Source organism: Acidimicrobiia bacterium (assembly GCA_041394025.1).
Lineage (GTDB): Bacteria > Actinomycetota > Acidimicrobiia > IMCC26256 > JAOSJL01 > JAOSJL01.
In genome coordinates this window covers 1415400-1428201 of sequence record JAWKJA010000002.1, presented here as the reverse complement: position 1 = coordinate 1428201, position 12802 = coordinate 1415400, and the positions used below count along the sequence as shown (strand labels likewise).

Annotated in this window: 11 protein-coding genes; 6 read left to right on the top strand and 5 right to left on the bottom strand. The window is 71.8% G+C overall.

Going from position 1 to position 12802, the window contains the following annotated elements; translation table 11 throughout:
- Positions 1 to 33 precede the first annotated feature (33 nt).
- The gene (locus R3A49_06575) at positions 34 to 993 is read left to right on the top strand and encodes a GDP-mannose 4,6-dehydratase (protein MEZ5170394.1); all 960 of its coding nucleotides are present in this window, start codon (positions 34 to 36) and stop codon (positions 991 to 993) included.
- A gap of 18 nt (positions 994 to 1011) precedes the next feature.
- Here R3A49_06575 and R3A49_06570 read toward each other — a convergent pair whose 3' ends face one another.
- The 4 genes from R3A49_06570 to R3A49_06555 all read right to left on the bottom strand — a co-directional run bounded on the left by R3A49_06570 (position 1012) and on the right by R3A49_06555 (position 4004).
- On the bottom strand, positions 1012 to 1518 hold the full coding sequence (locus R3A49_06570; protein ID MEZ5170393.1) for a nitroreductase family protein: 507 nt from the start codon (positions 1516 to 1518) through the stop codon (positions 1012 to 1014).
- A 94-nt stretch (positions 1519 to 1612) separates the two neighbouring features.
- Entirely contained in the window at positions 1613 to 2344 is a 732-nt protein-coding gene (cofE, locus tag R3A49_06565; GenBank protein MEZ5170392.1) for a coenzyme F420-0:L-glutamate ligase, read from the bottom strand.
- A 3-nt stretch (positions 2345 to 2347) separates the two neighbouring features.
- Positions 2348 to 3316: a 2-phospho-L-lactate transferase gene (gene cofD, locus R3A49_06560; protein ID MEZ5170391.1), complete on the bottom strand. Its 969-nt coding sequence runs from the start codon at positions 3314 to 3316 to the stop codon at positions 2348 to 2350.
- Between the two features lie 97 nt (positions 3317 to 3413).
- Positions 3414 to 4004 (bottom strand): hypothetical protein, encoded by a 591-nt coding sequence (locus R3A49_06555; protein ID MEZ5170390.1) that lies wholly within the window; start codon positions 4002 to 4004, stop codon positions 3414 to 3416.
- Positions 4005 to 4263: 259 nt separating this feature from the next.
- On the opposite strand from R3A49_06555, the gene R3A49_06550 reads away from it, so the two are divergent.
- From R3A49_06550 to R3A49_06540, 3 genes are read left to right on the top strand one after another with little or no spacing between them, the layout of a single operon-like run.
- Complete coding sequence (locus R3A49_06550; GenBank protein MEZ5170389.1) at positions 4264 to 7536, top strand: glycosyltransferase family 2 protein; 3273 nt, start codon at positions 4264 to 4266, stop codon at positions 7534 to 7536.
- On the top strand, positions 7533 to 9068 hold the full coding sequence (locus R3A49_06545) for a DUF5719 family protein (protein MEZ5170388.1): 1536 nt from the start codon (positions 7533 to 7535) through the stop codon (positions 9066 to 9068). The genes R3A49_06550 and R3A49_06545 overlap by 4 nt, the downstream gene beginning before the upstream one ends.
- 44 nt (positions 9069 to 9112) lie before the next feature.
- A complete protein-coding gene (locus R3A49_06540; GenBank protein MEZ5170387.1) occupies positions 9113 to 9571 on the top strand; it encodes a hypothetical protein in 459 nt (152 codons plus the stop codon).
- Positions 9572 to 9576: 5 nt separating this feature from the next.
- Here R3A49_06540 and ftsH read toward each other — a convergent pair whose 3' ends face one another.
- Entirely contained in the window at positions 9577 to 11640 is a 2064-nt protein-coding gene (ftsH, locus tag R3A49_06535; GenBank protein ID MEZ5170386.1) for an ATP-dependent zinc metalloprotease FtsH, read from the bottom strand.
- Between the two features lie 112 nt (positions 11641 to 11752).
- Here ftsH and R3A49_06530 point away from each other — a divergent pair, with 112 nt between their 5' ends.
- Both R3A49_06530 and R3A49_06525 read left to right on the top strand, forming a co-directional pair.
- On the top strand, positions 11753 to 12481 hold the full coding sequence (locus R3A49_06530; GenBank protein ID MEZ5170385.1) for a type II CAAX endopeptidase family protein: 729 nt from the start codon (positions 11753 to 11755) through the stop codon (positions 12479 to 12481).
- An 80-nt stretch (positions 12482 to 12561) separates the two neighbouring features.
- Positions 12562 to 12735, top strand: coding sequence for a hypothetical protein (locus R3A49_06525; GenBank protein ID MEZ5170384.1), 174 nt, complete (start codon positions 12562 to 12564; stop codon positions 12733 to 12735).
- The last annotated feature ends 67 nt before the right edge of the window (positions 12736 to 12802 follow it).

Sequence of the window (12802 nt, the reverse complement as noted above, 5' to 3'; positions counted from 1 at the left end):
CGTCACCAACCATCCACGACACCGGACACTCGCATGGGCACCAAGGCTCTCGTCACCGGCGGCGCCGGATTCATCGGCTCCAACCTGGTCGACCGCCTGCTGGCGGAAGGATGCGACGTGGAGGTCGCCGACGATCTCTCCACCGGGTCGCTCGGCAACCTGGCCGACGCACGGGCGCTGCGCTCGCGACGTTTCTCGTTCCACCGCATCGATGTCCGCTCGCAGGCCGTCACCGACCTGATCGAGCACCGACGCCCGGAGCTGATCTTCCACCTCGCGGCGCAGGCCGACGTGCGCGTGTCGGTGGCCCGACCCGACTTCGACGCCGAGGTCAACATCATCGGTGCGCTCAACGTGCTCCAGGGCGCCGTCGCGGCCGGTGCACGCAAGGTCGTCTTCGCCAGCTCGGGTGGGACGATCTACGGGTCACCCGAGGACCTGCCCGTTCGGGAGGGTGCACCGCAGCGCCCCGAGTCGCCCTACGGCGTCGCCAAGAAGGCCGTCGGTGACTACCTCCACTACTACAGGGAGGTGCACGGGCTCGAGTACACGGCGTTGGCGCTGGCCAACGTGTACGGGCCCCGCCAGGACCCCCACGGCGAGGCGGGTGTCGTCTCGATCTTCGCCGGCCTTCTCCTCAACCGGGAACGCCCCACCATCTACGGCGACGGCGAGCAGACACGCGACTTCGTGTACGTCGACGACGTCGTGGATGCGTTCGTGCGGGCCGGTGACAAGGGCGGTGGCTTGCTGATGAACATCGGGACCGGCGTCGAGACCAGCGTCCAGCACCTGTTCGACGTCATGGCGAAACAGACCGGCTTCACCGATCCGGCGCGCTACGCACCGCCGCGGCTCGGGGAGCTCCAGCGATCGGCCCTCGACCCGGGACGGGCGGAGATCCATCTGGGGTGGAAGCCCTTCACGACGCTCGAGGAGGGTGTCGGGAGAACAGTCGAGTTCTTCAAGGCGACACGCGCCGCGTCGCGGTGACGATGCAGCATCCGCCTCTCAGCGGCGGGTGCTGAGCCGGCGCAGGTCCGCGGCCTCGCGCGGCCGGGGTGTGTAGCCCGGATCAGGGCGACCGACCATCACCAGGGCCCTCGGCGCCCAGTCGGGCGGCAGGTCGAGGGCGCGCCGTGCCTCATCGGGGCAGAAGATCGGCGCCGCCACCCAGCACGTTGCCAGCCCCGTCTCGGTGGCGGCGAGCATCAGGTTCTGCACGGCCGCACCGAGCGAGAGAAGAGCCATCCCCGCCTCGGCCGCCCGGCGGGCGGCATCGGGGTAGTGGTCGAGGCCGTCGTCGGTGACGCACCCGAGTACGAGCGCCGGCGCCGAGCGCAGCCGGCTCCGCGAGGCGTCGGTGAGCTCGGCGATGCGGTCGCCGGGGGTCCCGTCGCGTTCGAGGTCCTCGCGCCAGCGCTGCGCCATGGCGTCGGCGAGCGCGGCCTTTGCGCCGTCGGAGTGCACGACCACGAACCGCCAGGGCTGCGAATGGTGGGGGCCGGTGCGAGGCACGCCGACTCGAGGAGGTCGTCGAGCAGCGAGGCTGACACGGGCTCGGCCGTGAAGGCCCGGACCGAGCGTCGGCGCGCGAGGAACTCGGGAGCGCTCATCGGAAGAGGTCCTCGGACGGCCGGCGCACGAGTCTGCGAACGGAGCTGTCCACGAACCAGGCGGGGTCGAGCCCGCGGACGACGGCGGCGGGTACTCCGCGGGACTTTCCCATCACGAGATCCGCCGCGGCCGCGATCTCGTCGGCGACGGCCACCTCCGTGACCTCGAGGGGACGACCACCCGCGTCGTTCGTTCCCCGGAGGTCGACGACAGCGGCGATGCCCGCGACGCCGATGGCGACGTCGCACACTCCCTCGCGCCACGGGCGCCCGAAGGTGTCGGTCACGATGACGGCCACGTCGACACCCGCGCGGCGCGCCAGCATCGAGCGGATCCGTCCCGCCGAGCGGTCGGCATCGACGGGTAGCAGCGTCACCGTTCCCTCCGGGACGTTGGAGGCGTCGACACCGGCGTTGGCGCAGACGAAGCCGTGGCGCGTCTCACTGATGAGCAGGTCACCCCTCCGCCGCAGGACACGTTCCGACTCGGCCTCGATCAACGCCCGGCGGTGGCGCCCGGGCTCGCTCCTGTCGAGCGCGACGCTGCGCCCCTCAGCCTTCGACACGATCTTCTGGGTCACGACGACGCAGTCGCCGTCCTGCATGGCCGTGGTGCCGTCGGCCGACGTGGCGGCGGCCGCGAGGACGGCACCGAGGTCGTCGCCGGCGTGGATGTCGCCGACCCCCCGGAGGGGGTGGACCGAGAGGCTCGGGACGGGTGCCGTCATTACTCACGCAACCGCCGACAGGGCCGTACGTGCGAGTTCGGCCGCCACGGCGGTGTCACGCATCACCGTGTCGGCGACGACAGCGCGCACACCGAGAGCCTCGATCTCACCCACGTGCCCGGCGTCGATACCGTCGATCACGAGTGTTCCGCAGAACTCGCGGTACGCGGCCGCCACTCCCGCGCAGGAGACCTCCATGCCGAGTGCAGCCATGAGCCGGTCCGCCGGGCCCCTCACGGCTGACCCACCGATGATGGGGCTGACCCCGACGACGTGCTCGCGGCGGCGGGCGAGGGTCTCGCGGATCCCGGGGACCGCGAGAATCGGACCGATCGAGATCACGGGGTTCGACGGGCACACCACGACGGACTCGGCAGCGTTGAGGGCCTCGAGGACCCCGGGTGCCGGCGTGGAGGTGTCGGCACCCTCGAAGCGCACGGCACGGACCGCCGGCTCGCACCGCTGCCCGACGAACCACTCCTGCATCGCCATCTCGACGGTGACGCCGTCGTCGGCTGTCGCGCCGTTCTCGGCACCGGCGACGCTGATCACGGTCCGGACGCGGTCGTCGGACATCGGGAGCAGCCTCGCGCGCACGCCCCAGGCCGCAGCGATCTCCGCCGTGGCCCCCGACAGCGTCTTTCCCTCCCGGAGGCAGTGGGCCCGGAACAGGTGCGTGGCGATGTCGCGGTCACCCAGACGGAACCACGTCGGCATCCCGTAGCGCGCGAGCGCCGCTGTGGCCTCGAAGGTGTCGCCGGCCAGACCCCACCCCGTGTGGGGGTTCTCCGTACCGGCGAGGGTGTAGGTCACCGTGTCGAGGTCGGGCGACACCGGTAGACCGTGGATCTCGTCGTCGTCGGCGGTGTTGACGACGACCGTGACGTCCTCGGCGGGAACGGTGCGCAGGAGCCCCCGGAGGAACCGGGCGGCTCCGACACCACCGGCCAGGCATGCGTAGCGGGTGGTCACCGGGTCGAGGGTAGTTCCGAACGCGCACCGACCTCCCTTGCGGGAGGCCGGTGACGGGGGGACGGTACGCAGCGGTTCCGCTGCGGGATCTGTCGTCCTAGTTGGTCGACGCCTTCGACGCGGCGGACGACGTGGACGTGGCGGGCGCCGCACCGGAGCCGCGACCGACGAGACGCTCCACGCGGGTACGACCCTCGTCGATGGCCTTGCCGGCGGTCTGGGGGAGTTCCTGGAGCCGGCTCTGGATCTGCTCCACGACGGGCTCGAGGCGCTCACGGGCAGCCTGGCCCGCGTCGTCGGCACGCTCGCGGACCTCGTCGCTCAGCGACCCGACCCGGGTGCGGACCTCGCCGCGCAGCGACGCCGCACGCTCGCGAGCGTCCTTCGTGGCGTCGTCGACGGTGTCGGCGACCGTCCGGGAGGCGTCGGTGACGGCGCTCTGGACCGACTCGAACTGCCTGCGCGCGTCGGAGCGCACCTTCGAGGCCTGGTCGCGGGCGTTGCCACGTGCCTCACCGAGCTTCTCGGTGGCCGAGTTCACGCCCTTCCGGACCTGCTGGGCCCCGAGGACACCGATCCCGAGGGCGATGTACCCGGCGTCCTGGAGGGACTTCCTCATGTCGAACTCGTCGGGGCCCGAGGTGCTCGACGTCGACGTCGCCGTCTTTGCTGCTGTCTTCGCTGGCATGGCGTGTCCTTTGCTCGTGTGTCTCGTTCGACCTGGATCCGCCCGGGCCGGCTCCTCTCCCGTCGCCCGTGGGGGCATTGTCGGCAGCGGCCGGTCCTCGGGGGACCTGTGTGCTTGACACAGTAACTCCTTTCGCTAACTATTGCAAGCAGAAGCCCGAGATCCCTTCCGGCACAAGGCCTCCGGTCGGTGACGGCGCCGCCACGTCCCGCCCCGGAGCGCGCCCCGCCGACGCAGCGCCGGTAGGCTCCGCGCTCCGATGCCCGCCGACGATCCAGCCGCGCCCGCGCCGGAGCGCCCGGAGGCGCCGCCCGTGGTGGCGGTGGTCCTCACCCGGGGCGACCGTCCCTCGTTGGTGGCCACACTCGAGGCGCTCGCCGCCCAGCGCTACGGGGCCCTGTCCGTGCTCGTGGCGGCCCACGAGGGTCCCGACGACCTGACCGGACGGGTCGCCCTCGCCGCTCCCGGCGCCTTCGTGCGGCGGGTCGACTCCACGACGTACGCCGCCATGGCCAACGAGGCGCTGGGGTCCGTCGAGGGGGCCCACTTCCTGTTGTTCCTCCATGACGACGTCGCCCTCGACCCCGACGCCCTGGCGTGTCTCGTCGACGAGGCCTACCGGTCGAACGCCGGGATCGTCGGCCCCAAACTCGTAGGGGCCGACGACGAGAGGATCCTGGTCGACGTCGGGCAGTCGATGGACCGTTTCGCCGCCGCCCGGTCGATCGTCGAACCGGGCGAGCGTGACCAGGAGCAGCACGACGCCGTGCGGGACGTCTTCTTCGTGTCCGGAGCGGCGATGCTCGTGCGCACCGACCTCATGGAGACCCTCGGTGGCTTCGACCCGATGGTGTCGCCCGGCGTCGAGGACCTCGATCTCGGGTGGAGGGCTCGTCTCGCCGGCGCACGTGTTCTCGTCGCCCCCGACGCCCGCGGGCGCCACGCCGAGTCGGCGGTCGACGACCGGATCGGGCCCCGCACGAGGCCCCGCGAGTACGAGCAGCACCGGCTCCGCGCGTTCCTCAAGAACTACTCCGCCCGCACGCTGCTCTGGCTGACTCCGGCCTTCCTCGTCGTGGCGGTGGTGGAGAGTCTGGTCTTCCTCGTCAGCCGTCGTACCGCACGGGCCCGCGCGGTCCTGGGAGCGTGGTTCTGGAACCTGCGCAGGCTCGGAAGCCTCCGCGGCGACCGAGCGGCGGTGAAGCGCCAGCGCCGGGCGACCGACGCCGACCTCCGTTTTCTCCAGGTGCGTGGGAGTGCCCGGGCGGCGCGCTACATCGGCGACAAGCTCCACGCGCAGGAACGACTCGAGGAGCTCGAACACCTCGGGCAGAACGCCATGCAGGGAGCGGGGCGACGGGCGCGTACGCCCGTGGCCATCGGCTGGATCGTGCTGGCGCTCGTCCTGCTCGTGGGTCAGCGCGACCTCCTTTTCGGGAGCGTGGCGAGCGTCGGGTCGCTGCTCGAGTGGCCGGGCACCCGTGACCTCTTCGACACGTTCACGTCGGGGTGGCGCTTCTCCGGGCTGGGCGCCGCCGCGCCCGCTCCCGCCGCGTTCGCGCTGATGGGGACGCTCGGCACCGTCCTGCTCGGTGCGGTCGGGCTGGCGCGTACGGTCATCGTCGTCGGCGCCATCCCGCTCGGCGCGGTGCTCATGTACCGACTCGTGCGGCCCCGGTCGGTGTCGGCCGGACCGGCCTTCGCCGCCGCGCTCGCCTACGCGGCGATCCCGATCCCGCGAAACGCCATCGCCAACGGGCGCCTGGGGGCGATCGTCCTCTACGCCCTGGCACCCGCGATCCTCTCGGCGCTCCTGCGCAGCTCCGGGATCCACCCGTCGGGTGAGGCGGGCGGACACGACAGCACTGTGCCCCGGTCCGTCGCGGACGTCCCCGCCGCGCGGCGATCGTGGTTCCGCCTCGTCGTCCTCACGGCGATCGCGACGGCGTTCGCTCCCGCGGCCATCGCCTTCGTCCCGGTCATCGTCGTGGCGTTGGTCCTCTCGCTCCCGGTCGTCGGTGGCTTCCGCCTGGCGGGTCGGGCCGTCGTGGCGGGAGCGGGCGCCGTCGTGCTGGCTCTCGTCCTGCTGGCCCCGTGGCCCTTCGCCTTCGTCGACGGCGGTGGGGACCCCGCCTCGCTCGGCGCCGTGTTCTCCGTGGAGGGAATGCGCCTCGCCGACATCCTGCGCTTCCACACCGGCCCTGCCGGGGGAGGCTGGCTGGAGTGGGGGATCCTGGCGGCGGCGTCCTTCTCCCTCCTCGTCGCCACGCGGCGTCGACTCCAGTGGGCCGCCCGGGCGTGGATGCTCGCTCTGGTCGGCTTCGCGCTCGTCTGGGTACCTGCCCGTTTCGGTGGCGACCTGCTCGTCCCCTCACCCGACCTCCTCCTCGTCCCCGCAGCCGTCGGCCTCGCCTTCGCCGTCGGGATCGGCGCCGCCGCCTTCGTCGACGACCTTCCCCGATTCGGGTTCGGCTGGCGCCAGGCCGCTGCCGTGGGCGCCGGGATCGCGCTCGTTCTTCCGGCAGCCGCACTCGCGGGGGCGTCGGTCGACGGTCGGTGGGAGATGCCGGGTCGCGGCTGGTCCGCCACCCTGGGTTTCATCGACGGCGACGTCGACGGGTCCTCGTTCCGGACCCTGTGGGTCGGCGACCCGGAGATCCTGCCCCTCGACCCGTGGGTCCGCGAGCTCGGGGACGACTCCGAGCGTGTCGGCTACGGGACGACGCGCGACGGCACGGGTGACGCCCGTGAGTTGTGGCCGCTCGGCTCCGACGCGGGCGCCAACGAACTCCTGGGCGACGCGCTCGAGCGCGCCGTCGACGGCGACACCACGCGTCTCGGGCACATGCTCGCGCCGATGGGCGTCCGGTACCTCGTGGTTCCGGAGCGCAACGCTCCCGACGGGGTCGAGGGCGACATCCCCACCGGGACGCTGGCCGCGCTCGACCGCCAGCGTGACCTTGCCCGTAGCGAGCTCGGCGACGACCTCGTTCTGTACGAGAACGAGGTCTGGATCCCGCTGCGCGCCATCGTCCCGAACACCCCCACCGACATCAACGAGAGCGCCGCCGCGCTCGTCCCGTCCGAGAGCGGAGCGACCGCCGACCTGCTCCATCCCGACGATCCGTTGAGCGCGGCCGAACGCGTCGATCCCGGCGCCTTCGCCGTCCCGCTCACCGGCCCCCGGTCCGGTTCGGCGCCCGCTCCGCCGGGGATCTTCCTGTGGGGCGAGGCGTTCGATCCCGACTGGTCGGCGTCGGCCGACGGGGAGAGCCTCGAGCACTTCCCTGCGTTCGGGTGGTCCAACGGGTACGACGCGGAGAACGGCGGGTCCGAGTCGATATCCATCTCGTACGGGGGCGAGACCTCGCGCCTGCTCCTCGTGGCAGCCGAGGCCCTGGCCTGGTTCATCGTCCTGGCGCTGTGGTGGCGCACGGGCCGGCGGGGGCACGGCGCGTCGGGACAGCAGGCGGCGGACGCGCACGAAAGTCCGGCCGACCTCGGCCCGTCCCGGGGGGAGGTGACCTCGTGACGTCTCCCGAGCCGGGCGTCGAGCGACGCGCCATCCGTGAACGGGAGAGGGCGCGTGGCCGGCGCGTACCGCGGCTGCCGATCCTCCTCATCGTCGTCGGTGCGATCGTCGCTGCGGCCGTCCTGGGCACGGGCGGCGCCGACTCCGGCGGCGACGTCGCGGACAGGCCCGACGCCGACGCGGGGGCAACTGCTGTGCCCGCCGCCGAGATCGTGGAGGGACGCACGTCCGCGACCTGGTACTGCGCCGCCGGGAGCTCCGACCCGGAGGGCTTCGCGGACGAGACGGTCGTCGTCGCCAACATCGGCGACGAGGACGCCGATGTGCTCGTCACGGTGGAGCGTGGCGACGAGGGCGATCCCGTCCGGGAGCGCTATGTCGTGCCGGCGGGCTCGCAGGAGCGCATCCTCGTGTCGGATCTCGTCGAGAGCGTCTCGCCCGGTGTCGTCGTCGAGGCGTTCGGCGGCACCGTCGTCGTCGACCACCTGCTGCGCGGCGCCGACGACGTGGCGGGGGGGCCGTGTGCGACCACGGCGTCGCCCACGTGGTACTTCGCGGCCGGCACGACCACCGCCGACACGGGTCAGTTCCTCGAGCTCTTCAACCCGTTCGGGGACGACGCCGTCGTCGACGTGACGCTCTTCACGGCGGCGGGGACCGTCCCCGACCAGTCCCTCGAGGGCTTCGTCGTCCCCGCGCACTCCAAGGTGCGCGCGGAGATCCACACCGCCCTTCCGCGGGAGGAGATCCTGGGGCTCTCCGTTGAGGCCCGGTCGGGTCGTCTCGTGGCGGAGCGCACGACGGTCTACATCGGGAACATCAAGACGCCCGGTCTCGCGGTTTCGCTCGGCGCGATGGCCCCCGCCACCGACTGGGCGATCGTGGAGGGGCGCGTGGGCCCCGACGTGTCGGAGGCCGTCGTCGTCCTGAATCCCGGTGACACGACGGCGGAGATCGAGGCGTCGTTCGCGGTCGACGGCGACACGCCGGTCGAACCGCAGGTGCTCTCCGTACCGCCCCGGTCGGTGGCGGCTCTCGGCCTCGGTGAGCAGCTCCCCGTCGACGAGGGGCACACCGTGCGCATCCGTTCCGTCAACGACCGACCGGTCGTCGTCGACCAGCGGTGGGTGTTCCGCGGCCCGTCCACCGCGCTCGGTGTCGCGGGCACCGACGGCATCACGGCCGGCTCCGGGCGCTGGGCGTTCGGCTACGCCGCCGTCACCGAGGGCTCGGCCGACCGGATCGTGATCTTCAACCCGGCCGTGTTCAGCGAGGGCGAGACCGTCCGGGTGTCGGCAACGGTGTTCGCCGACGGGACGCGCGAGGAGCTCCGGGCCGCGGACCTCGACGCCGCCGATCTCGACGTCACCGACGTGCCTCTCGAGCCCGGTCGGCGGCTCACCGTGAAGCTCGGCGACGTCCCCGACATCGAGCAGGCCGCACTGGAGATCACGGCGACGGGCCCCGTCATGGCGACGCTGGTGTCGTTCCCGTCGGGCGTGGCGGTCACCTCGGGCGTACCGGTCCGCTGACCCCGGTTCAGCTCCACGGTCCGCGGTCGGTAACGTCGCCGTTCGTGGAGCTCCGCATCGCCGTTGCTGTCGTGGTCGTCGTTGTGGCCGCCGCCCTCGCCCGGATCATCGAGCGCCGGCGGAGGGACCCGGCGCCCGCACCCGTCGGGCCGACGGTCCCGCAGCACCTCCGGCGCGACGACTTCGAGCGCCCCGAGGCCGAATGGCTCGTGGCGTTGTTCTCGTCGGCAACCTGCGACAGCTGCGCCACGATGAAGGGCAAGGTCGCCGCACTGGAGTCGCAGGCGGTCGCCACCTGCGACGTCGAGTACTCCGCGGCTCGCGAGCTGCACGCACGCTACGGGATCGACTCGGTACCGCTCGTCGTCGTCGCCGACCGTGACGGCGCCGTGCGCGCTGCATTCGTGGGCAACACGACGGCCACAGACCTGTGGGCGGCCGTAGCGGAGGTGCGGGCTCCCGGGTCGACCCCCGAACACGACCTCGGTGGAGTGGGGAGCTGAGCGGATCAGGCCCGCCCGGGTGGATCGAGGGGAGGCCCGATGATCGGTGCGGGTGACGGCGCCACCTCGGGCTCGAGGTCGCCGTCGGGTGTGATCTCGGTCTTGGGGGGCTCGACCTCGACACGTGTGCCGTCGGCCTTCCGGATCACCCGCTTGCCGCCGGAGGGTCGGCCCATCGCCTCGTCGACGAGACGCTCCACCTCCGCCCCCTCGAGGGTCTCCTTCTCGAGCAGCGCCTGCGCCACCGCGTCGAGCCCGGGGCGGAACTCGGCGAGGAGCTCGCGTGTGCGCTCCTCCTGTTCCCGCAGGATCCGCTCGACCTCCTCGTCGATCACGCGCGCGGTGTCGTCGGAGTAGTCGCGGGTGTGCACGAGGTCCTCGCCGAGGAACACCTGGCCCTGCGAGCCCCAGGCCATCGGCCCGATCCGCCCCGACATGCCCCACTCACGGACCATCTTGCGCGCCAGCTCGGTGGCACCCACGAGGTCGTTGTTGGCGCCGGTGGAGAGCTCGTCGTACACCAGCGCCTCGGCGACGCGACCGCCCATCCGCACCACCAGGGAGTCGGCGATGTAGTCGTAGCGGTGGATGTGACGCTCCTCGGGCAGTTGCTGTGTGACACCCAGCGCCATACCCGTGGGGAGGATCGTGACCTTGTGGACGGGGTCGGCGTGGGGGAGGACGTAGGCGGCGAGGGCGTGGCCCGCCTCGTGGTAGGCGACAGCCTCCTTCTCCTCCTCGCTCATCGACATCGAGTCGCGCTTGAGGCCCATGAGCACCCGGTCACGTGCGTTCTCGAAGTCCTCGGCGCGCACCTCGTCGTCGCCGCGGCGGACGGCGTAGAGCGCCGCCTCGTTCACGAGGTTGGCCAGATCGGCCCCGCTCATGCCCGGTGTGCCCTTGGCGAGGGTCGCGACGTCGACGTCGTCGCCGATCTTCTTGTCCTGGAAGTGGACCTGGAGGATGTCCTCGCGCTCGCCCTGCGACGGCAGCGGTACGAGGACCTGGCGGTCGAAGCGCCCGGGCCGCAACAGCGCCGCGTCGAGCACGTCGGGCCGGTTCGTGGCCGCCATCACCACCAGGCCCTCGGTGGGCTCGAACCCGTCCATCTCGCCGAGGATCTGGTTGAGCGTCTGCTCACGCTCGTCGTGGCCGCCGCCGAGGCCCGCGCCCCGCTTGCGCCCGATGGAGTCGACCTCGTCGATGAAGATGATGGCCGGCGCCTGCTTGCGCGCGTTCTGGAACAGGTCGCGCACGCGTGACGCGCCCACACCGACGAACATCTCCATGAAGTCGGAGCCGGTGACCGCGATGAACGGAACCCCCGCCTCGCCTGCGACCGCGCGGGCGATCAGGGTCTTTCCGGTTCCGGGCGGCCCGACGAGAAGGACCCCCTTCGGGATCTTGGCGCCGATGTCGCGGAACTTCGACGGGTACTTGAGGAAGTCGACCACCTCGGTGATCTCCTTCTTGACGCCCTCGTAGCCCGCGACGTCGTCGAAGCTCGTCTTGGGCTTCTCGGTGGCGTAGACCTTCGCCTTCGACTTGCCGATGTTCATGACGCCGGCCATCTGGCCCTGGGCGCGGCGGTTGAGCCACACGAACACACCGATGATGAGTGCGATCGGAACCAGCAGCACCAGCCAGTCACCGATGATGTTGCTCTTCTCGGGCTCGTAGTCCCGTCCGACGCCCTTCTCGTCGAGGAGGGCGATGTCGGACTCGGGGATCTGGTCGCGTGGGCCCTGCGCCTCGAACTCCTCCTTGTTGTCGAACTCGTCGGAGGTCTCCTCGAACTCGCCCACGATCTTGCCGTTGTCCTGGTCGATGCTGACGCTCTTGACCTGATCGTCCTCGACGGCCTCGATGAACTCGGAGTACTCGAAGTCGTACCGGTCGGTGCTCTCCCGGAAGAAGCCGTTGAACACCAGCAGCGCCACGATGAGGCCCACACCCAGGAACGGGATCCACCGGGGCCACGGGCGCGACTTGTCGGCGTCGGGGCCGTTCTGCCCCTCGGGAGGGCTCGGCGGTGGTCCCGGCGGGGGGCCGGGAGGCTGGCTGCTCATGACGGGGCCTTTCGGGAACGTCGCTGACCATGGTACGACCCGATAACGGCACCGGAGGCCCCGGGTGTTCCCCGGCGCGGCCCGGCTCAGGTCGGCCGTTACCGTGTCAGGCGTGCAGCCGACGCCCACGGGCCCCGCCACCCGCCGGTTCTCCTGGGGACTGCCCGACACGTTCGTGGTGTGGGGGACCGGGTTCTTCGTGGCGGCGTTCACCGTCGGAGCGATGGCCGCGGCCGGGATCCTGACGGAAGGCCCCGGCGACGCCCCCGACCTCACGGCGTGGGGATTCGGCGTCGTCCTCCTCGTGCAGAACGCCACGATGCTCGTCGCCGCGTGGGTCGTCGCCCGGGTGCGCGGGAGTGGCTCCCCCGCACGGGATTTCGGCCTGCGGGTCTCGATGCGCGACAGCGGGTGGCTCCTCGTGGGCCTGGCACTCCAGATCCTGGCGCTCATCGCCCTGCTGCCCATCGCCGAGCTGGCGGGAGTCGACGACGCCCCCCAGGAGGCGGTGCAGCGCCTCGAGAACGCGGGAGGCGCCGAACTGGCACTCCTCGCCGTCGGGGTCGTGGTCATCGCCCCGGTGGTGGAGGAGCTCGTGTTCCGCGGCCTGCTGCTCCGGTCGCTCCTGCGCCGGATGGGCCCGGGGCCGGCGGTGGGGCTGTCGGCGTGCCTCTTCGGCGTCATCCACCTCGCCGACCCCGGTGCCGCCGTCGTCGTCCCGGGGCTCGTGGCCCTCGGCCTCCTCGCAGGCGTGGAGGCGACCCGTACGGGGTCCCTCTCCCGGCCGATCCTGCTGCACGCCGGGTTCAACCTGCTCACCGTCGTCGTTCTGGCCGTCTGAGAAGTCCTCAACCACGCCCCACGGGCTCCGATGAGCACCTGATGCGGAGGAGGGGCCCGGGGCCCGGCGGAGGGAACACCATGCACTGTGGCGCATGCGGCAAGGACACGGTCATCGAGATCCGGATGGAGATCTCCGGCGAGAAGGTGACGTTCCAGCGGTGCGGCTTCTGCGAGGCCAAGTCGTGGGACGTCGAGGACACGGGCGTGCTGACCCTCGAGGGAGTGCTCGACCTGGCTCGCACCGCCGGCTGACACAGGTCTCCCCGCTCCCGTAGTTCCGTCCCCGCGCCACCGACGTCGCCGTCGCCGCCTGAGGCTC